Source organism: Streptomyces sp. Q2, assembly GCF_056820935.1.
This window is the reverse complement of the sequence record NZ_JBXEJE010000031.1, coordinates 22282-48244: the sequence shown is the minus strand read 5'-3', so window position 1 is coordinate 48244 and position 25963 is coordinate 22282. Positions and strand designations below refer to the sequence as shown.

General features: G+C 68.0%; 23 protein-coding genes and 3 pseudogenes. 12 read left to right on the top strand and 14 right to left on the bottom strand.

The window, feature by feature from the left end:
* Nucleotides 1–66: 66 nt before the first annotated feature.
* Nucleotides 67–558, top strand: coding sequence for a MarR family winged helix-turn-helix transcriptional regulator (locus ACWBNA_RS31320; RefSeq protein ID WP_482707946.1), 492 nt, complete (start codon nucleotides 67–69; stop codon nucleotides 556–558).
* A gap of 54 nt (nucleotides 559–612) precedes the next feature.
* Nucleotides 613–811, top strand: a pseudogene (locus ACWBNA_RS31315) (transposase); the annotation flags it as partial.
* 32 nt (nucleotides 812–843) lie between these two features.
* On the opposite strand, the pseudogene ACWBNA_RS31310 reads toward ACWBNA_RS31315, so the two are convergent.
* Nucleotides 844–993: pseudogene (locus ACWBNA_RS31310) on the bottom strand (IS5/IS1182 family transposase); the annotation flags it as partial.
* A 29-nt stretch (nucleotides 994–1022) separates the two neighbouring features.
* Nucleotides 1023–3455 (bottom strand): FxSxx-COOH system tetratricopeptide repeat protein, encoded by a 2433-nt coding sequence (gene fxsT, locus ACWBNA_RS31305; protein ID WP_482707945.1) that lies wholly within the window; start codon nucleotides 3453–3455, stop codon nucleotides 1023–1025.
* A gap of 147 nt (nucleotides 3456–3602) precedes the next feature.
* Here fxsT and ACWBNA_RS31300 point away from each other — a divergent pair, with 147 nt between their 5' ends.
* Nucleotides 3603–4205 carry a hypothetical protein gene (locus ACWBNA_RS31300; RefSeq protein WP_482707876.1) on the top strand — a complete coding sequence of 201 codons (603 nt, stop codon included), beginning with the start codon at nucleotides 3603–3605 and terminating at the stop codon, nucleotides 4203–4205.
* Nucleotides 4206–4334: 129 nt separating this feature from the next.
* Complete coding sequence (locus ACWBNA_RS31295; RefSeq protein ID WP_482707875.1) at nucleotides 4335–4835, top strand: hypothetical protein; 501 nt, start codon at nucleotides 4335–4337, stop codon at nucleotides 4833–4835.
* A gap of 54 nt (nucleotides 4836–4889) precedes the next feature.
* Here ACWBNA_RS31295 and ACWBNA_RS31290 read toward each other — a convergent pair whose 3' ends face one another.
* From ACWBNA_RS31290 to ACWBNA_RS31280, 3 genes and pseudogenes are all read right to left on the bottom strand, one after another.
* Nucleotides 4890–5432, bottom strand: coding sequence for an NUDIX domain-containing protein (locus ACWBNA_RS31290; RefSeq protein WP_482707874.1), 543 nt, complete (start codon nucleotides 5430–5432; stop codon nucleotides 4890–4892).
* Between the two features lie 31 nt (nucleotides 5433–5463).
* On the bottom strand, nucleotides 5464–6180 hold the full coding sequence (locus tag ACWBNA_RS31285; RefSeq protein WP_482707944.1) for a hypothetical protein: 717 nt from the start codon (nucleotides 6178–6180) through the stop codon (nucleotides 5464–5466).
* A gap of 357 nt (nucleotides 6181–6537) precedes the next feature.
* A pseudogene (locus ACWBNA_RS31280) lies at nucleotides 6538–6705 on the bottom strand (tetratricopeptide repeat protein); the annotation flags it as partial.
* 278 nt (nucleotides 6706–6983) lie between these two features.
* Between ACWBNA_RS31280 and ACWBNA_RS31275 the strand changes: the two are divergent.
* The 6 genes from ACWBNA_RS31275 to ACWBNA_RS31250 all read left to right on the top strand — a co-directional run bounded on the left by ACWBNA_RS31275 (nucleotide 6984) and on the right by ACWBNA_RS31250 (nucleotide 14756).
* Nucleotides 6984–7520 (top strand): GNAT family N-acetyltransferase, encoded by a 537-nt coding sequence (locus tag ACWBNA_RS31275; RefSeq protein WP_482707873.1) that lies wholly within the window; start codon nucleotides 6984–6986, stop codon nucleotides 7518–7520.
* A gap of 23 nt (nucleotides 7521–7543) precedes the next feature.
* The gene (locus ACWBNA_RS31270; protein WP_482707872.1) at nucleotides 7544–10789 is read left to right on the top strand and encodes an AIR synthase related protein; all 3246 of its coding nucleotides are present in this window, start codon (nucleotides 7544–7546) and stop codon (nucleotides 10787–10789) included.
* 81 nt (nucleotides 10790–10870) lie between these two features.
* Nucleotides 10871–11869: a Gfo/Idh/MocA family protein gene (locus ACWBNA_RS31265; protein ID WP_482707871.1), complete on the top strand. Its 999-nt coding sequence runs from the start codon at nucleotides 10871–10873 to the stop codon at nucleotides 11867–11869.
* Entirely contained in the window at nucleotides 11866–12966 is a 1101-nt protein-coding gene (locus ACWBNA_RS31260; protein ID WP_482707870.1) for a thiamine-phosphate kinase, read from the top strand. The genes ACWBNA_RS31265 and ACWBNA_RS31260 overlap by 4 nt, the downstream gene beginning before the upstream one ends.
* A gap of 3 nt (nucleotides 12967–12969) precedes the next feature.
* Nucleotides 12970–14250: a DegT/DnrJ/EryC1/StrS family aminotransferase gene (locus ACWBNA_RS31255; RefSeq protein WP_482707869.1), complete on the top strand. Its 1281-nt coding sequence runs from the start codon at nucleotides 12970–12972 to the stop codon at nucleotides 14248–14250.
* A 374-nt stretch (nucleotides 14251–14624) separates the two neighbouring features.
* Nucleotides 14625–14756, top strand: coding sequence for a hypothetical protein (locus tag ACWBNA_RS31250; RefSeq protein ID WP_482707868.1), 132 nt, complete (start codon nucleotides 14625–14627; stop codon nucleotides 14754–14756).
* A gap of 170 nt (nucleotides 14757–14926) precedes the next feature.
* Here ACWBNA_RS31250 and ACWBNA_RS31245 read toward each other — a convergent pair whose 3' ends face one another.
* The 5 genes from ACWBNA_RS31245 to ACWBNA_RS31225 all read right to left on the bottom strand — a co-directional run bounded on the left by ACWBNA_RS31245 (nucleotide 14927) and on the right by ACWBNA_RS31225 (nucleotide 21577).
* Entirely contained in the window at nucleotides 14927–16375 is a 1449-nt protein-coding gene (locus ACWBNA_RS31245) for a glyceraldehyde-3-phosphate dehydrogenase (protein WP_482707867.1), read from the bottom strand.
* 34 nt (nucleotides 16376–16409) lie between these two features.
* Nucleotides 16410–17825 (bottom strand): cytochrome P450, encoded by a 1416-nt coding sequence (locus ACWBNA_RS31240; protein WP_482707866.1) that lies wholly within the window; start codon nucleotides 17823–17825, stop codon nucleotides 16410–16412.
* A gap of 96 nt (nucleotides 17826–17921) precedes the next feature.
* Entirely contained in the window at nucleotides 17922–19454 is a 1533-nt protein-coding gene (gene pdxR, locus ACWBNA_RS31235; RefSeq protein WP_482707865.1) for a MocR-like pyridoxine biosynthesis transcription factor PdxR, read from the bottom strand.
* An 813-nt stretch (nucleotides 19455–20267) separates the two neighbouring features.
* Nucleotides 20268–20969: a B3/B4 domain-containing protein gene (locus ACWBNA_RS31230; protein ID WP_482707864.1), complete on the bottom strand. Its 702-nt coding sequence runs from the start codon at nucleotides 20967–20969 to the stop codon at nucleotides 20268–20270.
* A gap of 2 nt (nucleotides 20970–20971) precedes the next feature.
* On the bottom strand, nucleotides 20972–21577 hold the full coding sequence (locus ACWBNA_RS31225; protein ID WP_482707863.1) for a LysE family translocator: 606 nt from the start codon (nucleotides 21575–21577) through the stop codon (nucleotides 20972–20974).
* Nucleotides 21578–21753: 176 nt separating this feature from the next.
* Between ACWBNA_RS31225 and ACWBNA_RS31220 the strand changes: the two genes are divergently transcribed.
* On the top strand, nucleotides 21754–22224 hold the full coding sequence (locus ACWBNA_RS31220; protein WP_482707862.1) for a hypothetical protein: 471 nt from the start codon (nucleotides 21754–21756) through the stop codon (nucleotides 22222–22224).
* 37 nt (nucleotides 22225–22261) lie between these two features.
* Here ACWBNA_RS31220 and ACWBNA_RS31215 read toward each other — a convergent pair whose 3' ends face one another.
* Nucleotides 22262–23155 (bottom strand): NAD(P)-dependent oxidoreductase, encoded by an 894-nt coding sequence (locus ACWBNA_RS31215; protein ID WP_482707861.1) that lies wholly within the window; start codon nucleotides 23153–23155, stop codon nucleotides 22262–22264.
* Between the two features lie 135 nt (nucleotides 23156–23290).
* Between ACWBNA_RS31215 and ACWBNA_RS31210 the strand changes: the two genes are divergently transcribed.
* Nucleotides 23291–23785, top strand: a complete 495-nt coding sequence (locus ACWBNA_RS31210) for a lamin tail domain-containing protein (protein ID WP_482707860.1) — start codon at nucleotides 23291–23293, stop codon at nucleotides 23783–23785.
* Between the two features lie 22 nt (nucleotides 23786–23807).
* Here the strand turns inward: ACWBNA_RS31210 and ACWBNA_RS31205 are convergent, their stop codons facing one another.
* The 3 genes from ACWBNA_RS31205 to ACWBNA_RS31195 form a co-directional block, all read right to left on the bottom strand.
* Nucleotides 23808–23954 (bottom strand): hypothetical protein, encoded by a 147-nt coding sequence (locus ACWBNA_RS31205; RefSeq protein ID WP_482707859.1) that lies wholly within the window; start codon nucleotides 23952–23954, stop codon nucleotides 23808–23810.
* A gap of 148 nt (nucleotides 23955–24102) precedes the next feature.
* A complete protein-coding gene (locus tag ACWBNA_RS31200) occupies nucleotides 24103–25305 on the bottom strand; it encodes a serine hydrolase domain-containing protein (RefSeq protein WP_482707858.1) in 1203 nt (400 codons plus the stop codon).
* Between the two features lie 148 nt (nucleotides 25306–25453).
* Nucleotides 25454–25954, bottom strand: a complete 501-nt coding sequence (locus ACWBNA_RS31195; RefSeq protein ID WP_482707857.1) for a spore-associated protein — start codon at nucleotides 25952–25954, stop codon at nucleotides 25454–25456.
* Nucleotides 25955–25963 lie beyond the last annotated feature (9 nt).

Below are 25963 nucleotides of genomic sequence, written 5' to 3'. Positions count from 1 at the left end.
GCCCTCACTCACTCGTCGTACCTGCGGACCAGAAAATTGGAGAAGACCGTGACACTTCGTCATTACATGCTCTCTGAGCAGGAACAGCGCACCTGGCAGGCATACCTGTCAGCCACCACTCTCCTCCAGGGGCATCTGGACCGGCGGCTTCAGCAGGGCGCGAAGATACGGCCTGTCCACTATCGGCTGCTTGCACAGCTCGCTGAGGCGCCACGTCAGCGACTGCGGATGACCGAGCTGGCGGAGAGGATCCGGGTCAGCCCTTCACGGCTCTCACATGCGATCGCCCGTCTGGAAAGCTGCGGCTGGGTACACCGCAAGGTGTGTGCTTCAGACCGCCGCGGTCAGCTGGCGGTACTGACCGACGAAGGCCACGAAGTTCTCACCCGTGCAACGCCCGTCCACTCTGCCGCAGTACGACAGGCCCTCTTCGGCTGGCTCTCGCCCGAGCAGCAACATGCTCTGGAGGAAATTATGACGGCCGTCGCTGACGGCCTGCAGAGCGTGGAGACCGATGCGGTCCCGCGGGAGCACGCTTCAGGGGTCCTTGCAGAATGATCTTCTTGTGGCATCGTGGAGAGGTATGTGATCCCGTGCTGCCTGGGGGTGACCATGGCGCGGCGGAAGCCGTGGGGAGGTCAGTGAAGAGCTGTGGGCGGTGATCGAGCCGCTGCCGCCGAAGCATGAACGACGGTTCCGGCACCCGGGGCGCAAGCGGATCGATGACCGCAAGACGCTGCAGGGTGTGCTGTTCGTTTTCTACACCGGAATCCAATGGGAGTACCTGCCGCAGGAGTTGGGGTTCGGTTCCCTGGTGCCCGTCGGCTACGCGGACGGCATTCCGCGGCGCGAAGTCTCGATGCCCTTGCGGGCGATGCGATGCCGGATACCTCGGCTCGATAACCATCGCCGCAGGTGGGAGTAGTCGTAGCCGTTGTCGGTATGGAGCTTGCCCGGCCTGCGTCGTCGGCGTCCGCGGCGGGAGCGGATGGGCGCTGATCACTTCCAAACGCCAAGCCCTCTCACTCCTCAATCCCCTGTTCCAGCGCCGCCACCCAGACGGCCAGATTCGAGGCGGTGGTCAAAGTGTCGGGGTGGTCCTCACCCAGCACCCGCCGCCGCCGCGCCAACGTGTCCTCGGCCAGGACACGCGCCTCCTCCCGTTGCCCCAGCGCCGCCACCCAGACGGCCAGATTCGAGGCGGTGGTCAAAGTGTCGGGGTGATCTTCACCCAGCACCCGCCGCTGCCGCGCCAGCAAGTCCTCACCCAAAGCCCGGGCCTCCTCCACCCGACCCAATGCGTCAAGATCGAAGGCCAGGTTCGTGGCGGTATACAGGGTGTCGGGGTGGTCCCCACCCAGTACCCTGCGCTGCCGCGCCAACGTGTCCTCGCCCAGAGCCCGGGCCTCCTCCACCTGCCCCAGATCCGCCCGTTTTGCGGCCAAGCTGACGGCCACACGGAGGGTGTCGGGATGATCCTCACCCATCACTCGGCGCATCTTGGCTAGCGTGTTTTCACTTAGCGTGAGGGCCTCCGCATGCAGCCCGAGCGCTGACAGCGGGCGGCTCAAGTTGTGCGCGACGGTCAAGGTGTCGGGGTGGTCGTCGCCCAGGAGACGGCGCCGGCGGCGGAGAGTGTCCTCACCCAGAGTGCGAGACCGTTCGTAGTCCTTGGTGTCGTGGTAAGCGTTGATCAGAGCATTGGCCGTTTCCAGGATGTCGTCGTGGTCGGGGTCCAAGTGCCGGACCCAGGTGTCGTACAGCTGTATGAGGCGGTCTCGGGCGGGGAAAGGCTGGTCCCGCTCCAGCAGGTAGCGGCAGGCGCCGCGGACCACCTTTCGTCCTGCGCTGGTGGTGATGTGGGCAGGGTTGACCGTAAGGGCGTGCGGCAGGAGCGCGCGCCAGGCTGGCCAAAGCGAGGGATCGCGGGTGCTTCCGGGGTCGGCGGCGGTCACGAGGGCTTCCACATCGTGCCTGGCCTGCTGAAGTTGGTCGTTGGTGAGCTGGTTGGCCAGGACGCTCTGGGTGAGACGGTGCAGTTGAAGCGTGCCGGTCTGGGCGCGGGCCAGGCTGTGCCGGGCGATGGCCTGCAGAGTTGTTGTGGCGGTCAGGCGGCTGGCCAAGGCCTCCGCGAGGAGTTCGGAGGCCTGCTCGGGCAGGCGGCCGACGCAGGTGGCAACGGGGAAGGGTTCGGGAGCCAGCAGGGCCAGCGCGGCCAGCAAGGCGGCGGCGCCTGGGTGATCGACTTCCAGACGGGTGGCGGTCAGACGGACCTGCGCGGCCAGCGAGATCGGGTAGTCGGCGGGGTGGCCCTCGGCCATTACAGCAGCCGTGCTTCGGGCCAGCTCCGCAGTCAGGTCGGCTGCGGGCAGACCGCCAGTGAGGAGGGCCGCAGCTTGGGCGAGTGCAAGCGGCAGGTTGTCCAAGGCCCCAGCAAGGCGGTGGCCGTCGGTATGGTCCAGGGCCGCGCCGTGCGCTTGGAGCAGTGCGAGCGACTCACCGTGGGTGAGGATACTGACGTCGACCGGGGTGGCATGGGTGTGCCAGTTCGGGTTGCGAGAGGTGATCAGCACATGGCCGCCACCGCCCGGCAGGTAGGGGGCGAGGGCGGCGGGGTCTTCGGCGTTGTCGAACACCAGAAGCCAGCGGGAGCGAGTGCGCAGTTCGGCGAGCAGCTCGTCGGTGGAGGGTGTGCCGGGGGGTGCGGCGCCGATCCGGGCGGCGAGCTGGGCGAGCTGGTCGGGTATGAGGGCGGGGTCCTCGGCAGCGATCCACCAGACGAGTTCGTACTCGCCGGCGAAGCGGTGCGCGTACTCGATCGCGAGCTGCGTCTTACCGACGCCGCCCCTGCCGTGCAGCGCCTGCACCGCCACCCGACTGTTGGCGGCCAGCGTCTGACGCAGCCGGACAAGGAGACTGTCGCGGCCGGTGAAAGACGGGTTGCGGGCGGGCAGGTTCCACACCCGCGGCAGCGATCCCGGCAGGCGTGGTCCGCTTCCACCCAACTGCCTGAGCGCCCCGGCCCCGGGGAATGCCGGCGGCGTGGTGGGGCGGGAGGGGCCGTTGACGGCCTGAAGTAGAACTTGGCGGGCGGCCTCCTCGCCCCGGTCGAACAGGTCGCGGGTGATGAGGGGCTGCAGGATCGCTGGCTGCACGGTGTCGGCGACACGGACGGGAGTGATCTGCTCCTGCATGGCCATGATCGCGGTCCACTCCGGGGTGGTGAACCGCTCGGGTTCGAAATAGGCCGGAGAGAACAACGCCAGAAACCGGCCCCGTTGCAGAGCGGCGTTCATCTTCAGGATGAAGTTGTCACCCGCACCCCAGTCCCAGAAGTCCAACTCGACCTGGAAACCGGCGTCGAGGAGCTGCCAGGCCACCCACTCCGCCCACGCCCGATCCGCCCCCGCATGACTGATGAACCACGCATCGCCAGACGTCCCCGCACCGTCCATGCCGTCCCCCGCAACCAGCCATACCCCCAATTCACACAGCGTAGAACCCCACACCCCGGCCGGCTCCTGGTTCGCGGAGACTCGCGGTCAGGCCATCACGACGGTGGAACCGGGTGGAGCTTCGCCGTCAGCGGGGATGGCACCCGCGTGGCCGTCGGGAACCAGACCATGGTCCAGGTCTTCTCCATGCGTGAGGGCGTGGCACCGATGGCCGGACGTCTCACGGGTGTGCCGGGGGCGCGGCTGCTCGCGCTGGACAACGGGGGCCGACGTCTCGTCACCGCCACAGGACAACGCCTCGCCGTATGGGACCTCGGGCGCCGGGGGCGCATCGTCCGCTCTCTCGCGCGGCTGCCGGGACCGGACGATCCGTCGTTCGCGAGCAGCGGTGTGGCAGGCGCATCCACCTCGCGTCCCTTCCTCTGGACCGACCGGGGCACCAGTACGACCGTTGCGCCAAACGCCGGAAGGCAGGAACTGACCGGCAGCCAACCGGTTTTCACCGATCACGCACGGCGCGTCGTCACCCACGTCTACACGGACGACACAGCGGCGCTGCTCGTGTGGGCCTGGAACGACGACCATTACCAGCAGAGTGCGCGGATCGCCCTGCCCTCGCGTGAGACCACGGTCCTGTCCTTCGCGAGCGGCGACAGGGAGGTGCTGGCGTTGGCACAAGCCAATCCTGGCTCACCCGCATCCGGTTGCGGGACGGCGAGGTGCTCAGGAGGATACGGGTGCCCGGGCTGACGCCGGACTCCATGTTGGCGGTCAGCGGCAATGGGAAGTACGGCCTGCGGGCACGACAACGGTTCCGTCACCCTGGCGAGGGTCGAAGATGGCGACTCGCTCACGCTCTTGCGCAGGGACCGTCGCGCGGTGGGGGCAGGGATCGCCGACATCGATATGGACCACCGAGGGCTGACCGTCAGCCTGGTGCTGATGGATGGCCAGGTCGTGGTGTGGGACGTGGCCTCGCGGCGCCCGGTCCGGGAGCTGCAGGCTGGGCGGTTCGTCAAGGTGGTCACCCTGCCCGCCGCGAACGTCATCACCGGGGTGCGCATAGACGGGACCGTCGAGTTGTGGGAGTTCGACTCGGGCCGCAGGCTCGGCTCTTTGAACGTGCCGGTGGCCGACCAGTTGGGGTGGCGTGAACCCGGCGTGTACCTGTCCGTGACCGAGGTCCCCGGCGCCCGCCGGATGCTGCTTTTCGCGGCGGCACGCATCGAGCTGCTTGCCGTCGGCCTGCGGGAGGGTGCTTGGCGGGACGCGGCGTGCCGGCTGGCGGGACGTCGGCTGGGGGACTCGGAACTCGAGGATCTCATTGGCGTACGGCCGGCGGAACGTGTCAGGTCGAGGACGTTGCCCTGCGTCATCTAGCCCGCCCTCCGCTAACCGTGGGCGCCGTGGCTCGGCTTGCGCTGCGGACCCGGCTCAGCTGCGCAATGCCGACGCCACTGTCAGGACCAGGGTGGCGCTAGGTGCGCAGCGTATGCGGCCATCCTTGGTCGCTCGTACGGCCTCGGCCAGCGGTACGTGGTGGACCCGCAGATCCGCCTCGCCCGGTTCGAGAGCCGCCGGCCCGGGGGCGAGGTGCTCGGCGCGCCACAGGTGGACCCGTGCCGGAGTCGTGCCGGGAAGAGGAAAGAGGTGGCCCTGGCTGGTCCAGAAGCCGTTCCGGTACCCTGTCTCTTCCGCCAGCTCACGTCGCGCCGCCGCCTGCCCGTTCCGGTCATCCGGATCGACGGCCCCGCCCGGGAGTTGCCACAGTCGGCCCACGAGGTAGTGGTACTGCTCGACGACCAATAGGCAGCCGTCGACCACGGCCGCGATGCGCACCTGGTCCGGCATCTCCACCCAGTCATAGCGGCCTCGTGCGCCGTCGGGACGCGTCACTTCGTCGCGGCGCACCCCGAAGTGCACGGTGGAGAGGAGCCACTCCTCACAGTGACGTGTCCATGGTCCGCGCTGTTCCATGGCGGAACCGTACGGCATCGCCGTCTCGGCGCTACTCCCGCGCCCGGGGCACCATGGGTGAGTTGTGGGTGGCGGGCCCGGGTGCCGCTGCGCCGAGCATGGTGGCCGCGTCCCGGACACCCGCCAGACGGGCGAACGCCAGTACGTATTCCCGTGAGTGGGTTTGTACCTCGCGCAGGTCCGTACGGCATTCCGCGGCCTGGGGCCACTCCGACTCCGGCTGGTCGGGGTAGGTGTCCTCGAAGGCACGCAGGCGAGGGTGCCACTTGGAAAGGAACGGACGGAGCTCGGCGTTGAGGAAGTTGACTGCCAGGGCCTCCACCGTCAGGCCCACGCTCACCTGCGTCGAGGGACGGCTCACCTTCAGCGTCTCCCGGGTGGTCGCGAACAATCCGTACAGCGACGTCATGGCCTCCCTGAGCAGCCCCTCGTCGTCGTCGAGCCGCTGCACCGACACGCGCGTCACCGACTCGATGAAGAGCTGCCAGGCGACCTGCCGCGCATCGTTGTTCACGACGAAGGTCAGCTCACTCAGCTGCGGCACGGTGACACGTACCTCGGTCAGCCGTGCCGAGCGCCGGTAGACGTCGAGACCGACGGCTACGAGCGTGCCGGCCAGCCCTCCGGTGATGGCGAACAGGTAGGTGCCTCCGGTACGGCTGATTGCGTAGACGCAGACACCGACCACAGCACCGGTGACCATCGCGAGGCCGACGCGGAACGCCTGCCCGGCAGCAATTCCCCGCACCGGTTCCTCCCGAACGGCCTTCCCGGCACTCATCCGACCGGCGCGGGACCGCAACAACGGCACACGGTGATCTGACGGCCAATCAGCCCATGTGACTGCCAACACGACTGTAGTAACTGTAACTTGCTGAGTGCCCAGTGTGGATGCCCCCGCATGGCATCGCTGATCACTCCCCTGAGCCGGAGTCTTCCCGCTCCTCATCGAACTGCTTGAGGAACCGGGCGGTGAACAGGGTGTCGGGGTGGTCCTCTCCCAGCACCCGCCGCAGCGTTCCAGCGTGTCCACGCCCAGGACACAGGCTTCCTCTACCTGCCCCAGCGCCCCCAGATCGACAGCCAGATTGGACGCGGTGATCAGGGTGTGGGAGTGATCCTCGCCCAGCACCCGTCGCTGGCGTGCCAAGGTGTCCTCGCCCAGAGCGCGGGCCTCCTCATGCTGTCCCAGCTCCGTCCGCTGGCTGGCCAGGTTCGTAGCGGTGATCAGGGTGTTGGGGTGATCTTCGCCGAACGCGTCGATGGCCGGCACATTGGCGCCGAGCTCGGGGTTGGCGCTGATCGCGACGATCGTGCGGTCCAGACCGTGTGAGTGGGACGCGGCGGGGGCTGCCAGCGCAGGCCGAGCTTTGACACGACCAGCGTGAAAGGGACGAACCGCTGTCGCGTAATGACACGATCGTGGGTGGTACCGGCTTTCGCGTGGTCTGTTGTATGGGGCTTTCGCCCGCGTCGCTGCGTTACGCCTGTCACGATGGCCGCATGGTCTCTCTGGTACCCCGAGCGGTTGCCCCCGGGAAGATGGCGGGTATGCATCAACCCGTGCTCTATGCCGGTGATTTGGCGATCAGGCCTTGGGACGAATCCGACGCAGCCGATGTGGTGAAGGCGTTCGGAGACCCCGCAATCCGGCACTGGCACATTTTCTCGGTGGAAACCGAGCATGAGGCTAGGGAGTGGATCGCGGCACGGCAACGCAACTGGCGTTCGGAGGCGGGGGCGAACTGGGCCGTCACGGATCGGCGTGACGCGGCGGTGATCGGCCGGGTAGGTCTGCGGACCGCGAACCTGCGTACGGGAGAAGCCGAAGTGACCTACTGGGTGCTGCCAGAGGCCCGGGGTAAGGGCGTTGCCAGCATGGCACTGCGAGAGTTGGCCCGATGGGCGTTCGAGGACATTGGTCTGCACCGCTTGGCTCTCGCGCATTCCACGGCCAACGAAGCGTCCTGCCGGGTAGCGCAGAAGTCCGGCTTCCACTTCGAGGGCACAATGCGCAGCAAGGTCCTACATAGCGACGGCTGGCACGACATGCATGCGCACGCACGCATCAGCGGTGATACCGACTAACGAAGCCAGCGGAGGGGGCGCGGGTGCGACTCAGAGTGTTCCTCAGTTTCGAGCACGCCGAGAAAGGCCGGGCTGCGTGGTTCGCGGAAGAAGTCAGTCGCACAGGCATGACCGTGATCATGGAAGACGACTTCGGGGCAGCGTCCCCACGTGTGGAGATGACCAAGGCCGTCCAAGCCTGCGACGTCGTGGTGGCCCTGATCACCGATGCCTATGCCAGAAGCCGGGCGACCCAGCGGGAACTGGATCTGGCTGAGGCGTTCGGCAAGAAGGTAGTCGCTGTCTTCACCAGTCTGCCGTCGCGCAGCGCGCGTGCCGAGCCGTACTCGGCTTACCGACGCGTCGAGGTGGACAACTGGCAGGGTGGAGAGGACCAGTGGAAAGAGGCTCTGCGCCTAACCCTGAGGCTGCTGCTGCGTGAGGATCAGGAATTACAAGCCGCGCACACCGCAGCACTGGCCGGCGCGGTCCCGCCTGACGGACATGCGGTGCTCCTGTACGACATCGAAGACCGGTCGCTTGCCGAGCGGCTCCTCCTGGTCATGCCCCACTGGCGGCGGAAGACAGAACTCGACGACGCGTCTGGTAATGCTCTGCCCCGTGTCCTGCTGTGGACACGCGCAGCGGCAGAGCCCTACAGCCTCACCAAGCGTGAACTGTTCGACGTCCCATCCGACTGCATCGTCTTCCTCGCTGTCGCGGATGACAGCCCGATCCCGGAGATCGAAGCACCGTCGTTTTCAGTGAGTGGACTGCTCGCGGATGCACGTCATACGGAGCGGACGTACCACGCTGGGGACATCGCCTCCCAGACCCGCGTGGAGCAGCTGATCGACGAGGTCGTCAGGGCCAACGAGGGAACGCCGATCAGCGTCTTCGTCGAACGATTCTGCTGTACGCCGGACGTCGCGGTGCTGGCCTCAGAGGCGTACGACATCGCGGTCCGGGAACTGAACGCCGGTGATCCGTTGCGGCTTGCGGCCGTCCACCACCACGCTCTGTCCTTGAGGTTTCGTGGTGAGTGGCGTAAGGCCGTTGAGATGATCAGTGACGAGCTGTTAGCCACGCCTCAGGAGGTCGAACCGCGGTCCGAGTGCCTGCGCCTGCATCTGCGGCTCGAACTCGCCTCACTGCAGTACGAGTTGGGAGACCGAAGGTCGGCGGGGATCGAAAAGGACATCAAGGAACTGCAACTGCGTCTGCAGAGCGCCGGTGACCTGCCTGGATACGTGCAGGCCGGGCGGGTCCTGGGCAACGTGCTGCGGGAGCGTGGCGACTTCGACCCCGCCGAACTGGTGATTCAGCACACTATCGGGCTGGCGGAGTATCTTGCGGACTCCAGGGACGGCGACGGCAACGGGCACCTGGTCCTTGCTGACTGTCTGCGAGAACTCGCTCAACTCCACGTGGCGCGCATGGACTATGCCCGGGCGCGTGCCTGTCTCCGCGACGCCGCGCAACGCCTCGACTGCCACCACGGCGGTCAGAGTGCCGTGCGCTACCTTTCAGCGATCCTCACCTACGTGGACGCAACTATCGACGAGCGGGACGGCCAGCAGTCTCACGCCGACTCCCCGACGGAACGGGCCAGGGGCGCCCTCGAAGCCCTGTCGGAGTTCGAAAATCCGATCCGGCTGGCCGCGATCTACGACTGGCTGGGGCGTGCGTGGACCCGCCACGTTCCCAGTCGCCGCGAGGATCTTCTGCGGGCCGAGGAATACCTCCGCAAGGCGTTGAGGATTCGCAAGGACCATGGCCACAGCTACACCATGGGGCTCTCCCACCTGTCTCTGGGGGGCCTGTACGAAGTCCTCGGGCACATGGATCAGGCCCTCCAAAGCTATGAACTGGGACGACAGATCTTCAACCAGCGCGGACTGCGGCCGGCCCTCGCCCGCGCGCACGCTGCCCTGGCAAGGGGATACTTCGGATCTTCTCACCAACTCGACGACAGGAGCGTGCGGCTCTACCAGAGTCATCTGGAACAGGCAGACCGGATCTACCACGAGATCCACCTGGACAACGAGGGAATGGAGCTGCGATTCGAACTGGAGCACAGGGGCCGCAGACCGTTCTCCGTCGTGCCGGACGAGACGCCCCTGATCGCCGTCGGTGAGTACCACCTGCACAAGTGGATCCGGGACTACGTCGCAGTCCACGGCTCGGCCATCGACAGCAGTTTCACCCTGACCGTTGGCATCGGCGACGACGCGGCCGTCATCTCCTCCGAGGGAATGCCCGAGGGTTGCGGCCTGGTGTACACGACGGACTCGGCCCCCGGCTCGCTCGCAGAGACAGGCCGGTCACCGGAATACGTGGGCCGCTTCAGCGTGGTTCAGTCCCTTTCCGACTTGCTATCGATGGGCGCCACCCCTGTCGGCGTCATGCTCAACCTCTTTCTGAAGCGGTCCGCGACGGTCGGGTACGTCCGTCGTCTGGTGGAGGCGGTCGTCCAGGAGGCCGCACGTTACGGGGTGGCGGTCATCGGCGGTGATGTCAAGGAACGCCCGGAGCAGTCCGTTGGCTGTGTAGGCATCGGGTACGTCGACAGGTCGCGGATCCTCACCCGGGATGCTGCCCGCCAGGGGCATGCCCTTGGCATCACGCTGGCCTCAGATCCGAGCGGCGGCCACCGGCGCATCGGCACGCGCTGGGCGCAAGAACTCGTGGAGTACTTCCGCATGGACCGGGCGGACACCGTGCGAGATTTCCCAGGTCTGCGTGCGGTCATCCGGACCGAGGCCAAGTACGACCTGCTCTATCTCCCTGACAAGGTGATGAGCAGCGCGACGGGGACAGGGAAGCTCAAAGCCGCCATCGACACCAGTGACGGCGTGCTGGCCTGCTTGGAGATCATGGGCCGCGAGAGCAGCGTGGGGTTCGTCCTAGAAGAATCAGCGATCAATGCGACCATATCGGCGGAAGCGGTCGCATTGGCCGACATACTCAATGTGCCGCAGGCCCTATTCCTGTTCAACGCAGGCCATGACTGGGAGACCGTCTTCACCTGTAAGCAGGAGGACTTCACCGAGGTAGCTGCACAGGTGGAACGGGATCTGCAGGGCAATGGAACGGTAGTTCGCATTGGGTCAGTGGTCGCACGGCAACAGATGGATGACCGGGGAGTGCTGATGAGACAGCAGGATGGGGTTCAGCGACTGGTGCCATATTATACGGATGAGAAATTCGTACCGCGCCGGTATCAGGACAGGCCCTCTCAGTGGCTCACCTTCGCCAAGCGATTCTCGCCACAACATGATGAACCGTGAGGGCGCCCTGCTTTCCGCACGACATGGCCCCTCTCGGCTGCTATGCAGCCTGGTAGTCACACCAAAGGAAATCGGTTCTTCATGAGTACCCTCCCCGCCCTGCGCGTGACTGTGGTCGGGTGTGGCCGTAGATTCGACAGTGCGATACTCCCGGTATTGCAGGAATGTGGAGCCCAGCTTGTAGGTGTGGTGGACCCTGACAGCGAAAATCGCAAGAGAGCTGTGCAAAATGCCGGACTGGACACCGTCACGGTTTCGTCCGACGTGTTGACGGTCGCATTGTTGCGACACGCCGTACCGGATATTGTGGTCATATCATCTCCGAGTGGATTGCATTTTCAGCAGGCCAGGATGTGCTTGGAGGAAGGCTTGCCGACTTTCCTGGAGAAACCGCTGGCGTGCCGAGCCGATGAGGCCTTGTTGCTGCAGAGCCTCAGTGGAGCCAGGCTTGCGGCGTCGGAACAGCGTGTGCACCGTACGGACCTGCTGACCGTCCGGGACGTCATCAGGTCCGGACAACTGGGTCGGCTCCTGGCCATCGACTACCAGGACCGGGTTGCGCCGGCTCCGGCCTTCCGCAGCAGCTGGCGCAATCGCCCATCCCTGGCCGGTGGCGGTGTATTACTGGATCTGGGGTACCACACGATCAACACGCTGCAATGGCTGCTGGACAGCAATTTCGCCGACCTCGTGCCGTCCGCGGTCCGCTTCCGCTACGACTCCTACGCGGTCGAGAGCCGGGCCTGGATTCGGTGCACCACGGCGGGTATCGACCTGCATCTGAACGTCGGCCTGGATATGACTCATCCGAGGGAGGAGTTGCGCATCTCCGGGACACGGGGACAGTTGCACGTACATAGAAGACGTGGCAACAATGAAGCGTCAACCGTTGAGCTAACCGGCGTACAAGGCGAGACTGCAAAGACAGTGCATCGCCTTGGCAGGGAACACGACACTCGCTCGCTCAAAGAATTCATGAGCGGCAAGGAATCCGTCGCATCACTCGAGCGCCATGTCGCGACCGTTGCGACGTTAGAGAAGTTGTATCGCGAGGGGAATGGAATGGAACGACTCCGGTGAATATCACCGAACTACAAGAGAAGAATTTCATCCAACGAATCCTGGGCCCCATGGCCAGTACGGCAAAGGCCGAAAATTTCGAGGACGCCGTAATCATCGACCTGGCCGAAGTGACCGGGCAACCTGACGCGCCGTATCTGGTGTACTCGATGGACCAGCCGTATTTCATCCACCACGCCGACACATCCTTGGACCCGTATCGCTTCTACGGGCGCTGGATCGCCGGAACGACCTGCAACGACGTGATTGCCATGGGTGGCAGATGCCGGGGATTCTCTTTGGCTCTCGCCGCGCCTCCCGACACGGACACCGCGGATGTGGAAGCCATCGGCCACGGCATCAACGACGTACTTCATCGCATCGGATCGGTCTACGAAGGGGGCAACTTTCACAACGGAGACCTAGCAACCGTCGGATGTGCCTGGGGCACGGTCCCCCGGCACGGCATCGTCCGCAGGTCGGGGGCCCGAGCCGGCGACCAGATCGTCGTGACCGGGGAACTGGGATTCGGCTGGCTCGAGTACCTGCTCCGTCGACACGACCTGACGGACTTGATCGACCACACGGACAAGGAAAGTTTCCGTACCTACAAGTCGATGCCGGTCGGAGCAGCGGCTGCCGTTGCGGCCGTAGCAGAGCGGGGACACTTCACCTCTGGCATGGATCTCAGCGACGGTCTGGTGGAATTCCTGTTCACGGTCGCGACCCGTAACGATACCGGCTGCATGATCAATGCGGACATGTTGCCTGTCTCTCCGGCTACCCGACGCAATAGCTCCCTGCTCGGCCGAGTGGACCCCTCTCTCAAGCAGCTTTGCGCGCACCCGTTCCTCCTCGCGCTCGACCCCGGCTACGACTCGCCCATGAGGCACGCATTCACCATTCGCCCGGAGAACGTGGCGCGGGCGCAAGCGGAGTTCGAAGGGCACGGCGCCAAACTGCACGTGATCGGAGAGGTCACTACGAGTCCCGGGGTTCGACTGCGGACCCAACGGGACATTCTCGATATCCCGCCGTTCTGGGATGACAACCTCCGTCAGGGGACCACGCTCACGGCATGGATCCAATTCCTCAAGGACCTGGACGTCAGGGGATGAGGCATGACATATGAGCCGCTGGCTCTGCATGGCGGAGCGCCAGCTGTAACGGACCAATGGCAACAGGACTGGCCGTTTGTGGGTCCCGAGGAGATCGCGGCGGTCACGCGCCTCCTGGAAAGACGGGTTCTGTCGATCTACGACCGCTCCGGGATCGTCGCCGAGTTCGAGGACGCGTTCGCCTCTTACCACTCCGTGAACGGAAAGACACCGCTAGCGCTTTCGCACAGCTCAGGCACGTCGTCGCTGCACGCGGCATACTTCGGTCTCGGCCTTGGCCCCGGCGACGAGGTCATCGTGCCCACGTATACCTTCCTCGCGACCGTGACGCCTCTGCTCCAAGTGGGCGCCACACCAGTGTTCGCCGACCTCGATCCCGCCAACCTCACAGTGGACCTGGGCTCCGTCGAATCCCGCATCACCTCGCGAACGCGCGCGATCGTGGTGACGCATATGTGGGGACACCCCGCAGACATGGCATCCCTGACAGCCCTGGCCAGACGCTTTCAACTCCACCTGGTCGAGGACTGTTCGCACGCCCACGGCGCAACCGTGGATGGCCGGAAGGTCGGTACCTTCGGCACTGTCGGTTGCTTCAGCCTCGAAGGACACAAGGCGCTCGCTGCCGGAGAGGGGGGAATCCTCATCACCCGGTCCCGCGAAGTTTACGAACGAGCGCTCATGCTGGGGCACTTCGGACGACGGGCAAAAGATGAAGTGCTCGACGATTCCCTGCGCCGATTCGTGGAAACAGGATTCGGGCACAAATACCGGATGCATCCCCTTGCCGCTGCCATCGCTCTGGAGCAATTGAAGCGCCTCGACGATCGAAATGAGCGCCGACGAGTGAACCTCGAGGCACTGGGAAAGGTTCTGGCACCGGTCCCTGGAGTCCATCCTCCCCGAACTGCCGCCCGCATGACCCGCGGCGGCTGGTACGGCTACAAGCCACGCTACGCCGCAGACGAACTCGGCGGACTCCCGCTCGCACGGTTCTTGACCGCGCTGCGCGCGGAGGGTGTGAAGGTCAAAGAGCCTGGTTCCCCGCCTCTCCACAGGCTCCCCGTCTTCCGATTGACCAAGAGCACGGCTCGCGACCTGGCACTGCCCTGGGCGGAAACCCTCCCCGTGTCTGAGCCACCTCTATGGGAGTGTCCCATCGCCGATGAGGTATACCCGCAGCTCATGAGCCTGCCCACATTCTCCGGCGACTGCTCAGAGGTGATTGCTCAGTATGGGAGAGCCTTCGCCAAGGTCGCCTCCCAGTGGCGAGAACTGCTATGACCAGGCGGTCCGGTTCGACCGAAGTGAACCGTTCCGGGTTTGATCGAGACTCTCGGTCGTGACTGTGACCTGGGGTTTCGCGGTTACGCGGTAGTACTTGGTCTCGTATTCGGCAGGTGGGATGTGCCCTGTCTCACCGTGGAGCCGACGGTGGCAGTACCAGTCGACCCATTCGGCGGTGGCGAGTTCGACCTGGGAAAGCGTCTTCCGGGCGGATGAGGCTTGATCAGCTCGGTCTTGAACAAGCCGATCGTGGACTCCATGAGGGCATTGTCGTAGGCGTCGCCGACCGATCCGATCGACGCGGCGATGCCCGTCCCGTCGAGGTGCTCGGCGGGCGCGAACGACGTGTACTGCGAGCCGGCATCGGAGTGATGTACCAACTCGCCTTTCTCGTACGGGAATTGGTCTCGATCACGCTGCCGCAGTGCCATTTCGAGGGCGTCCAGGACGAGAACGACGCGGCAGGAGCGCTGTGCCCCCGGCGAGCCTGGGTCGAACTCTGAAGCGCCATGCCTCGACGGTATGGCGCTTCAGCATCACGACGCACCTAAAGATCACAAAGGATCGACAAGAGGTAGTTGCGGAGCGGAGTCAGTGCGCACCAAGTTCCGGAATTGTGGTGCGCATCTCGTACCTGCATTGCGCACTGACCCGCGGATCCTACGCTTCGGGATCAGACCAGCGGGGCCGGGTAGGTCGGGTACTCCACCCCGGAGACGTGCTGGACGACTCGGATGACCTGGCAGGAGTAGCCGAACTCGTTGTCGTACCAGAGGTAGAGGATCGCGTTGTTGCCCTCCACCTTGGTGGCGCCGGCGTCGACGATCGACGCGTGGCGGGAGCCGATGAAGTCGCTGGAGACCGCGTCGGGGGCGGTGGTGAAGTCGATCTGGCGTTTGAGCGGCGAGGTCAGGGACACGTCGCGGAGGTGGTCGAGAACCTCGTCGCGGGTGGTCTCGCGAGCGAGCTGGAGGTTGAGGATCGCGATCGAGACGTCCGGCACCGGAACGCGGATCGAGCTGCCGGTGATCGGCGCCTTGAGCTCGGGCAGCGCCTTGGCGACGGCGGAGGCGGCACCGGTCTCGGTGATGACCATGTTGAGCGGCGCCGAGCGGCCTCGGCGGTCGGCACTGTGGTAGTTGTCCAGCAGGTTCTGGTCGTTGGTGAACGAGTGGACGGTCTCCACGTGGCCGCGCAGGACGCCGTACTCGTCCGCCATCGCCTTCAGCGGCGGGACGATCGCGTTGGTGGTGCAGGAGGCGCAGGACAGGATCTGATCGTCCGGCTTGATCGTGTCGTGGTTGACGCCGTGCACGATGTTGGGGACGTCGCCCTTGCCCGGCGCGGTCAGGACGACCTTGTCGACTCCGGGGCGCAGGTGCTGTGACAGGCCCTCACGGTCACGCCACTTGCCGGTGTTGTCGATGAGGATGGCGTCCTTGATGCCGTATGCCGTGTAGTCGACCTCCGACGGGTCGTTGGCGTAGATCACCTTGATCTCGTTGCCGTTGGCGATGATCGCGCTGTTCGCCTCGTCGACGGTGATCGTGCCCTGGAACTGGCCGTGGATGGAGTCGCGGCGCAGCAGCGAGGCGCGCTTGACGAGATCCTCGGCGGCCCCGCCGCCGCGGACGACGATGGCGCGCAGTCGCAGGCCGTTGCCGGAGCCCGACTTCTCGATGAGCAGCCGGGCGACGAGGCGGCCGATGCGGCCGAAGCCGTACAGGACGACGTCGCGTCCCTCACGACGCTCGATCTTGTTCGCACCCGTGGCACCGGCGACGGCCTCGGCGGTGAAGGCCGCCACCGACAGGCCGCGGTCGTCGCTGCGGTACGTCGCGGCGAGCATGCCTATGTCGATCTGGGACGGGCCGAGATCGAGCGTGGTGAGGGCCTGGAGGAACGGCAGGGTCTCGGTGACCGACAGTTCCTCTCCGGCGATCTGCCGGGCGAACCGGTGGGTCTTGAGAATGCTGACCACTGACTTGTTCACCAGGGAACGGCTGTGGAGCAGCACGGTCACGTCGCGCTCCCGGTGCAGCCTCCCGATGATCGGGATCATCGACTCCGCGATCTCCTCGCGGTTCTTCCAGTTGGTGAACGAGTCCTCGTTGACAGTCACAGTTTTCTCTTTCGAGCTAGGTGGCGCTCATATGCTAGTACCTCTCTGTTTCGGTCACTGTGGCGGGGTTCCGGTGGTACGCCATGGTCATCGTGTCGGGTTTGACGGTGACCACGGCCTGCGGGCGCGGGGAGCGGGAGGTGAGTTCGAGGCCGGGCCAGGTCCTGAGGACGGTGGCCAGGATGATCTGGAGTTCGGCCCAGGCGAAGTTCTCCCCGATGCACTTGCGGCGGCCGTCGCCGAACGCGAGGAAGGAGCCTCGGCTGCCCGCGGCGCGGTCCGGCTCCCAGCGGTCCGGGGCGAAGGTCTCGGGGTCGGGGAAGTGAGCGGGGTCGTGCTGGTGGAGATAGGGGCTCCAGACGACGTCCGCGCCCTCGGGGATCCGGTGGCCTCCGAGGTCGATGTCCCGGGTGGCGGTACGGGTGACCATCCAGGCGGGGCCGTACTTGCGGATGGTCTCCTGCAACACCTGTCGCGCGTACGGGAGCCGGTCGACGTCCTCGTACCGCAGGGGGCGGTCCCCGCACACCGTGTCGAGTTCCTCGCGCAGCCGCTGCTCCACCCCGGGGTTCCGGGTGATCTCGTACAGGGTCCAGGCCAGCGTGGTGCCGGTCGTCTCGATCGCTCCCGTCAGCAACGTGATGGCCTCGTCCTGCAACTGCTGGCGGCTGAGCGGTTCCTCGGCGGTCAGCAGGGTCTTGAACAGGCCTTTCCGCTCGGCTAGTTGGGCCGCGGCATGCGGGCAGGTGGCGGGTGGCGCGGTGTCCGTCACGTCGGCGTGGTGGTCGATGGCCTGGTCGATGAGGGCGCGCAGGCGTGCGACGCGCTGCGCGTGGGCGCGGTTGGCGGGCAGCGGAAGGGCGGTGATCCAGGAAGGGAGGATCGTCTGCCGGATGGCGCCCTTCATGATGGCCGGCATCAGGGCGGTGAACTCGCCCTCCAGGTGCTCGGGCAGGTCGGCGCCGAACAGGGCGACCAGGAACGCGGCGAGCGTGATGTCGTTCATGTCCGCGTACACGTCGCGGACCTCACCGTCCGCCCAGGCACCGACCATCGCCCGCACCTGGTCGATCATCGCGTCGCCGCGCTCGGCGATGTGGGCCTTGTTGAACATGGGCTGCATCAGATGGCGGTTGCGCAGGTGGGTGTCGCCATCGGCGACGGTGGCGAGCCCGTCCCCGAAGAAGACCCTCAGCGCGTCGATGATCTTGCCGCCCTTGGCGAAGTGCGCGGCGTCGGTGACCAGGACCCGACGGGTCAGGGCGGGGTCGGTGACCACGTAGGCGGGTGTCGGTCCGATGCGTATCCGCACCACGCTGCCGTGTTCTCGCAGCGAGGTGAAGAACGGCAGCGGGTCACGGGCGAGCCGGTGGGCGTGGCCGATCAGCGGCCAGGCGCCGGGGGCGGTGGGGGCGGGGGTGGCGGCGGGCGACGTGGCGGAGGTGTTCATCGGGGTGCATCACTCCTCGTGGGCCGTCAAAACCCCCGAATGCATGCCCGAGATCACGGCGCGCGATGCGAGCCGAGCGTGATCGGAACGTCACCTTCACGGATGTTTCGCAGGCGGCGTGCGCCGGCCGAGGGTGCGCAGTGCCTCACCGAGTGCCGCCACTCCGTCGGCTATGGCACCGGGCGGGGTGGCCGCGTAGCCGAGGACGAGGCCGGGGCGGCCGGGGAGCTGGCGATGCCAGGACAGGGGCTGGCACTTCACACCGCGGGCGAGGGCGGCGGCCGCCAACTCGGTGTCGGGTACCCGCGGCGTGTACGTGACGGTCAGGTGCAGGCCGGCCGCGGCGCCGTGCACGGTCGCGCCCGGCAGATGTGCGGCGATGGCGTCGATCATCGCGTCACGACGGCGGCGGTGCCGTCCGCGCAGCAGTCGCAGGTGCCGTTCCAGGTCGCCGGAGTCCATGAGCCGGGCGAGCACCAGCTGCGGCAGGACGGCGTTGCCCAGGTCCGTGAAGCGTTTCGCCGCGGTCAGCGCGTCGCGATAGCGGGGCGGCGGTACCAGCCAGCCGGTCCGCAGGGCGGGTGCGAGGAGTTTGGAGACGCTGCCCGCGTAGCAGACGTGGTCGGCGAGCAGGGTGCGCAGTGCGGGGACCGGCGGCCGGTCGTAGCGGTGTTCCGCGTCGTAGTCGTCCTCGATGATCAGGCCGTCCTCCTCCGCCCAGCGCAGCAGTTCGCGGCGGCGTTCGCCGCTCATGACCACGCCGGTGGGGAACTGGTGGGCGGGGGTGAGCAGCACCGCGCGGGCGCCGGTGGCGCGTAGTGCGTCCACGCGGACCCCGTCGTCGTCGACCGGTACCGGAGGGGTGGCGAGGGCTCCGTTCACAAGATGCTGGCGGGTGCCGAGCGAGCCCGGGTCCTCGACCGCGACGCTGTCGATGCCTGCCGCCCGCAGCACGGGGTGCAGCAGGGTGAGCGCCTGCGCGGTGCCGGCGACGATCAGTACCTCGTCGGGCTCCACCCGGATGCCCCGGCTGCGCGCCAGCCACCGGGCGACGGCCTGGCGCAGCTGCGGGGCGCCGCGGGGGTCGCCGTAGCCGAGGTGTTCGGCGGACAGGTCGGTGAGTACGGCCCGTTCCGCGCGCAGCCAGGCCGTGCGGGGGAAGGCCGCGAGATCGGGCTGGCCGGGGGTGAAGTCGACGCGCGCACGGACGGCGCGCAGGGCGTCGAAGACCTCGGCGCCGGGTTCGTCGACGAACAGCGCGCCCGGTACGGCGTCGTCGACGGCGCCCGCGTGGCCCGTGGGAGACGCCGACGGTGGCACGGCGGGGGCCGCGACCACCACCGTCCCGCCACGTCGGCGTCCCTCGACATGGCCGTCCTCGGTGAGCCGCCGGTATGCCTCGGTGACCACCCCCCGGGAGACGCGCAGCTCGCCGGCGAGCACCCGGGTGGGCGGCAGCCTGCTGCCCACCGCCAGCCGTCCGTCGGCGATCGCCTGACGCAGCCGCGCGGCCAGCCAGTCCGCCTTCCCCGCCCCTGAGGCGTCCCCGGCGTCGAGCTGGAGGAAGTCGGAGCCGTAGGCCGGCGAGCCCCCGTGCGGTCGGGGAGCCGTGCCGGAGCCGTGCGCCACGGAACCGTCGTCCGGGGGCAGGGCGGGGACGGGGCGGCCGAGGGACGCAGAGCCGCCGTCGCCGGACGGGGCCTTCTCGGAGCCGTGCGACGCAGAACCACCGCCCGGGCGCGCGGCGGGAACGGGGTGGCCCAGGGGCCCAGAACCGCCGTCGCCGGACGGGGCCTTCTCGGAGCCGTGCCACGCAGAACCACCGCCCAGGCGCGCGGCGGGAACAGGGGGGCCCAGGGGCCCAGAACCCCCGCCGCCCGACCGGGCCGCCTCAGAGCCGTGCGACGCAGAACCACCGCCCGGGCGCGCGGCGGGAACAGGGGGGCCCAGGGGCCCAGAACCCCCGCCGCCCGACCGGGCCGCCTCAGGGCCGTGCCACGCAGAACCACCGCCCAGGCGCGCGGCGGGAACAGGAGGGCCCAGGGGCCCAGAACCGCCGCCGCCCGACCGGGCCGCCTCAGAGCCGTGCGACGCAGCTCCCGCTCCGTCCCGGGACGGAGCGGGAGCGCTGTCCGGGGACGCGGGACGGCCCTCGCCCAACGGGGCCTTACCGGAGCCGTAGGGCTTGGGACCTCGGTCTGCGTTCCCGGATTCGGCGGTGCCGTTCGACCGCATCCAGTGAGCCGTCGGCGACCGGGCGGCTGTCTCAGCGCCGTGCCTCGGGTCCTCGTCGATCGCCGACCGGGCGGTGCCCGAGTTGTGGGGCGGGGCGGCGCCGTTCCCCGGTGTGGGGTCGGCGGCGGCGCTGCGTGTGTGCGATGTCCGTTCCCCCTCGTTCATCGGGCCCATGGTGTCACGCACCCCTCTGTGACTCGGGCGGGATCAGTCGTCGAAGCCGAACTCCGGCGCGGCGCGGGTGAGGACGGCTGACGCGGTGGTCGTCGGCCAGTGCGCGGTCAGTTCCTCGGCGGCGGTCTTCAGCAGCTCGGGGACGAGTTCCGCGCCGCCCTCGTGCATCGCTTCCGTCACGACGAGGATGCGGCTGGTGTGCTCGCCGACCGCCGAGTGGCCGCTTTGGCGGTTGGTCCAGCGGCGGGCGTGTGCCCGGCCGGCGGAGTCGGCGAAGGTCACCTCGCCGGGCGCGGGGTGCTCGGTGCCGCCGCCGAAGGTCGTGTAGTGCTCGTCGCCGCGGGCTTGGCGCACCTCGAGCAGGGGGCCGCAGATGCGATCGACGTCGAGGACCGCGACCGGTACGCCGTACGCGACCGAGAGCGCGTTGCACAGGTCGACCACCGGGTGGATGCGGGGCAGTTCGCCCTCCTTGCGCAGTCGCCGCAGCAGCGATTCCGAGGCGCACCGGTATTGCGTCGGCCTGAGCCCCATCCGGGAGAAGGCCCGCCGCCAGGCCAGCACCTCGGGGAAGGCGCTCTCGGAGGCGCCGGCCAATCTGGTCATGGCCCGGGATGTGTACTCGGCGACGCGCGGGGCGACGTCGGCGGTGGCGTCGATGCCGGTGGCGTAGAGCGCGCCGGCGGAGAGTTCGGGGTAGTCGGCCCAGAGGGCGTCCGCGTGTCGGAAGCGCATGCTCACGCCACCGCCAGTCGCGCGCTCAGGGCGACGAAGGAGACGGCGAACACCCGGCGGATGCCGGTCATCACCTGGGGGCGGGCCAGCACGCGGTGCCGTAGGGCGGCGGCGCACATGCCGTAGGCGGCGAAGACGACGAAGGTGAGGGCCATGAAGACGGCGCTGAGCCGGAGCATCGCGCCGAGGGAGCCGGGCTCGCCGGCGGGGACGAACTGCGGCAGGAACGCCACGAAGAACATCGTGAGCTTCGGGTTGAGCAGGTTGAGCAGTACGCCGGAGGCGATCACGCGGGCCGCCGGCCGTGGTTCGGATGCCGTCTCGACGGTCAGCGCGTCCTTGTCGCGCAGCGTCGCCCACGCCATGTACAGCAGGTATCCGACGCCGAGGCACTTCACCGTCTCGTAGGCGACGGCGCTGGTGTGCAGCAGTGCGGCGAGGCCGGTGACCGTCGCGATCAGGTGCGGCACGATGCCGACGGTGCAGCCGAAGGCGGCGATGACGCTCGCGCGGCGGCCGTGGGACAGTCCGGCGGCGAGGGTGTAGACCACGCCGGTGCCGGGGGTGACCACCACGACGAGGCTGGTCAGCAGGAACGCGATGCTCAAGGAGGGCCTCCGCAGGATTGGTTGTCCTGCCACCCTGTCGCGGTCATGGTCCGACGGACAGAGCCAAAGTGGGCGAGGTTCAGTGGTCCATAAGTGAGGGCGCCGTTGGAGTGGTGCATCACCGGCCACGGTCGTAGCGTCGATACGGACACGGGGGCGGACGGCCGGGAGCGGACATGCGCAGACTCGCGGTGACCAAGGCGGCGACTCTGTGTGCCGCGACGGCGTTCGTGGCGGCCATGGGTCCGGCCTCCGCCTCCCCCGCGGCGGCGCCGACCTCGCCGGTGCGGGACGCGGCGCAGCAGGTCAGGCCCACCGTCCTCGTCGACTGCCTCTCGAAACCGCAGGTGCGTCCCGTCGACTTCGTCCTGGCGTGCGGTGACGGCAACAGTCGCCTGGCCTCGCTGCGGTGGGCGCGCTGGGACGCCGCTTCGGCAAAGGCGAAGGGCGTCAACTGGGTGAACGACTGTAAGCCGTACTGTGCGGCGGGGGCGTTCCACGCGTACCGCGTCGTCGTCCGGCTCGACCAGCCGCAGAGCTGGAAGAAGGATCCGCAGCACAAGCGCTATGCCCGGATGACGCTCACCTTCACCGGCGACCGGCCGGAGCGGCTGGCGCGCACGGTGACGTACTCGCTGTGGAACTGAGTGACGCCCTGGCCGGACGGTTTGCCGGCCCCTGCCGTCACCCGGCCTCGTCCGGCTCCGGCTCCGGCTCTCCCACTCGCTCTCGATCTCGCCGCAGCAGGTCGGTGAGCAACTGTTCGCTGGTCACGGTGTTGTCGTCCTTGTGGGCGCTCCACTGCTCGAAGGTGTCCGCCGCGGCGTCGGCGAAGGAGCCCGGCAGGCCGCTCCCTCGCCAGGCGTCGGCGATCTCCCTCATCTCCGGCTCCCAGCGCCAGGATTTTGGGCCCGCCCCGGCCAGTTGGTCCGGCCGGGCCAGTGGGGTGCCGGGCAGCAGGTGCGCGGCCACGTCGAGAAGGGCGTCCAGAACGCCGTGGTCCTTCGCCAGGGCGCAGGCCTCGGCGGCGAGGGCGTACGAGATCTTGTTGTAGGCGGCGAAGGACAGCTTGAGCGCCGACGCCCGGCCGACCGGGCCGGCCAGGGCGACCGGGGCCAGCAGGGTCCCGTCGAACAACTCCCGGACCCCCGCCACGATCGTGTCGTCGCCCGACAGGTACAGCCGGGTGGTGTCGGCGGCGCGAGGGGGCGGTCCGGTGATGCCCCCGTCGACCAGGCTCGCCCCGGTGCCGTCCAGCACCTCGGCGATCTGCTCCATGCGCCGGGGGCTGACCGCGTTCGCATCGACGTAGACCCCGCCGAAGCCGGCTGTCGCCACCTGACGGGCCACGTCGAGGGCGGCGGCCGGAGGGCACACGCTGAGGAGCAGGGTGCACCGGCCGGCCAGCTCCGCCATGCCCGCCGCCGGCCTCAGCCCCAACTCGGCGGCACGCTGCCCGGTCGCGGCCGACCGGCCCCGCGGCAGCCACCAGACCGTGCTCCCCGCCGCCCTCGCCTGTGCCGCCACCTGCGCACCCATGGCACCGGGGTGCACGATCCCCACGTCGCTGTGAACCATGAACGGGACCCTATCGCCGTCGCCAAGACCCTCTCGGCACCGGCGGCTTCACATTTCACGCACATTTCCGTCACGTCATGTTCATGAGGGAGGTAAGCTCCTGCCGCTCCATCCGCACCACTGGGGGGATTCCTCATGCGTACACGCCATGTCCTGGCGATGGCCCTCGCCGTCGGCTCGATAGCCGCCGTGACGGCCGCACCGGCTCAGGCCGCCGAATACACGTCCGCCCTGAAGCTCAAGGGTGTTCAGTACGACGCGCCCGGCTCGGACTCCAACAGCTGCTCCACCGGCAACACGAAGGACGAGTACCTGACGATCAAGAACTACTCGTCCTCGGCGACCGTCAACCTCAAGGGCTACGTCGTCAAGGACGCGGTCGGCAACACGTTCACCTTCACCGCCAACCACTCCCTCCAGCCCGGCGACTACGTGAAGCTGCGCGGCGGCAAGGGCACCGACTCCGACGCGAAGAACGTCGTCTACCGCCAGAACTGCAACTTCATCTGGAACAACGACAAGGACACCATCTACCTGCACAAGCCGTCCGGAAGCCGGGCGGACGTGCACGCGTACACCAAGAGCGGTTCCGACCCCGACCGCAACGGTTACATCACCTTCCACGGCTGACGAACCGTCACGGCCGGTCCGGTCACCGGCGGGTGCGCCACTTGCTCAGCAGGCGCTTCGCCTGGGCGCGGCGGCGCGGGTCGGACGCGGTGCGTCGCGCCTGCTCCATGGTGCGACGCCCCTGAGGACTCCTGGTGAACTGCTTGATGCGCTGGATGACGCTCGACACGGTCGTCCCTCCTCGGGTCGGCGGGTTTCGTTCCCTCGTCGCTGCGTCTACCCGGTGCCGGAGGGTTCAGGCCGCTCGATGCCGGCGACCGCTGTGTGCCGGGGGGCTTGCCCGACGCGGTCGGACAGGCCCCCCGCGTTCGTGCGCCTCAGCGGCCTCCACGCAGCAACGCGCAGACGAAGTCCTCCTGGATTGAACGCAGTTGGCGCACCTTCGCGGGTGTCTGGGTGCGGTTGATCTGGGTGGTGACGGAGAAGGTCAGCGAGCGGCTGCCGTCCGGGGTGGCGGCGATCAGCTGCGTGTACCCGGGGAAGTTGCCGGTGTGCCCGAGCACGACACCGCAGCGCGTCGTGTAGCGGAAGATCGCGAGGCCCGCCTTGTTGCGTCCCGGTCCCGCGGGCTGGGACTCGCCGGCGATCCAGCGCCGCTGTTCGCGTACGACGCCCTTGCCGTACAGCGCTCCCCCGGCGTAGCCGCGGATGAAGCGGGTCATGTCGGCGGGGGTGGAGACGATCCCTCCGGAGGCCCATACGCCCGAGGCGCTGAGGATCTCGCTGACGTCCTCGGGGGGCCCGGGCGGCGTCACGTCGTATCCGTGCAGGTAGGGCTCGGGGAGCCGGTAGCCCTGCGGAAGGCTGGTGTCACGCAGGCCCAGCGGCTCGTAGACCAGCTCGCGCAGCAGTCGTTCGTACCGCGTGCCGGTGACCGCTTCCGCCATCAGGGCCACGGCGATGTTGTCGGAGTTGGAGTAGTGGTACCGGCTGCCCGGCCGGAAGCGCAGGGGTTCGTCGGCGACGTAGTCGAGGAGGCGACGGGAGTCGAAGCGGTGCCGCGGGTCGGCGAGCAGCTCCTCCAGGAAGGCGGGGTCTTCCGTGTAGTCCGGCAGGCCGCTGGTGTGGTTCAGGAGTTGCCGCAGGGTCACCGAGCCCCAGGCGTCGGGCAGCCGGGGCAGGCGTTCGCGAAGGGTGTCGTCCAGGCGCAGGGCGTGGCGGTCGACCAGGGACAGTGCCACCGCTCCGCTGAAGGCCTTGGCCGTGCTCGCGATGCGCATGTGGTCGTGCGGGCCGGGCGGCCTGCCCGTGGCGAGGTCGGCGACGCCGGCCCGGAGGATCTGCCTGTCGTGGCCGCGGCGGAGGACGGCGATGATGCCGGGCGGGCCGCCGGGACTGCGTACGAACTGGTCGAGCCGGCGCTGCAGCGTACGGTCGTCCGACGGTCGCGGTCCGGCGTCGGCGGCGGTGCTGACGGCGGCCGGGACCAGGCCCGCGAGGCAGACGGCGATGACGGACGCCGCCCGAAGCCGAGGGCGACGGATGAGGGTGCGGCGGGGTGGGGCGGGGCGTGGAGGCATGGCGGCTCCTGAGGGTGAGGTTCGCTGCGGATCCAGCCTCACCGGGTGCGCGGGGTGCCTGCTTCTCGTGCTGCTGCATACGGCCCAAGGAACGGCGACCGGGCGGCCGCCGTTCCCTCGGCTCCGGAGCACTTCGATGTGGTGTGGGTCAGTCGGTCAGTGGTGCGCAGTGCACGTTGTCCGCTCCGCCGCTCTGGCCGGAGATCCGCCCCCAGTAGCTCACGCAGTGGCCCGGGTGGCCGATGTAGGCCGGACCGGCGTAGGTCGTGTAGAGGCCGTCGTCGAACTCGGGGTCGACGTCCTGGGCGTCCGTGAGCGCGGCCAGCATGGACACGGCGGTGCCGGGACGCGCGCGCACGGTGACCACGCAGTCCAGTCCGGTCGCCGGGTTGTATGTCAGGTAGACCGTGCCCGCCGTGCCGACCGGTGCCGAGTGGACCACGGTGTAGCCCGCCCCGCAGACGCCGTTGTACTTCGCCGGTGGCGTCGTCGCCGCCCCTGCCTGCGGTGCGACGGCGCCCAGGGCGCCGACCACTGCGGCAGTGACCGCTCCGACCGCCGCGGCACGCTGAATGATGTTCACGTGTATCCCCCGTTTCGTCGACTGCTCCAACAGCTTGTCGACGTCGCGGGGTTTGACCGCCGTCACCCGAACAGC

Coding starts and splice junctions, on each gene's coding strand:
- ACWBNA_RS31320 (WP_482707946.1), top strand. CDS start 67: ATGCTCTCTGAGCAGGAACAGCGCACCTGGCAGGCATACCTGTCAGCC.
- fxsT (WP_482707945.1), bottom strand. CDS start 3,455: ATGGACGGTGCGGGGACGTCTGGCGATGCGTGGTTCATCAGTCATGCG.
- ACWBNA_RS31290 (WP_482707874.1), bottom strand. CDS start 5,432: ATGGAACAGCGCGGACCATGGACACGTCACTGTGAGGAGTGGCTCCTC.
- ACWBNA_RS31275 (WP_482707873.1), top strand. CDS start 6,984: ATGCATCAACCCGTGCTCTATGCCGGTGATTTGGCGATCAGGCCTTGG.
- ACWBNA_RS31265 (WP_482707871.1), top strand. CDS start 10,871: ATGAGTACCCTCCCCGCCCTGCGCGTGACTGTGGTCGGGTGTGGCCGT.
- ACWBNA_RS31255 (WP_482707869.1), top strand. CDS start 12,970: ATGACATATGAGCCGCTGGCTCTGCATGGCGGAGCGCCAGCTGTAACG.
- ACWBNA_RS31250 (WP_482707868.1), top strand. CDS start 14,625: ATGTACCAACTCGCCTTTCTCGTACGGGAATTGGTCTCGATCACGCTG.
- ACWBNA_RS31240 (WP_482707866.1), bottom strand. CDS start 17,825: ATGAACACCTCCGCCACGTCGCCCGCCGCCACCCCCGCCCCCACCGCC.
- ACWBNA_RS31230 (WP_482707864.1), bottom strand. CDS start 20,969: ATGCGCTTCCGACACGCGGACGCCCTCTGGGCCGACTACCCCGAACTC.
- ACWBNA_RS31220 (WP_482707862.1), top strand. CDS start 21,754: ATGCGCAGACTCGCGGTGACCAAGGCGGCGACTCTGTGTGCCGCGACG.
- ACWBNA_RS31215 (WP_482707861.1), bottom strand. CDS start 23,155: ATGGTTCACAGCGACGTGGGGATCGTGCACCCCGGTGCCATGGGTGCG.
- ACWBNA_RS31210 (WP_482707860.1), top strand. CDS start 23,291: ATGCGTACACGCCATGTCCTGGCGATGGCCCTCGCCGTCGGCTCGATA.
- ACWBNA_RS31200 (WP_482707858.1), bottom strand. CDS start 25,305: ATGCCTCCACGCCCCGCCCCACCCCGCCGCACCCTCATCCGTCGCCCT.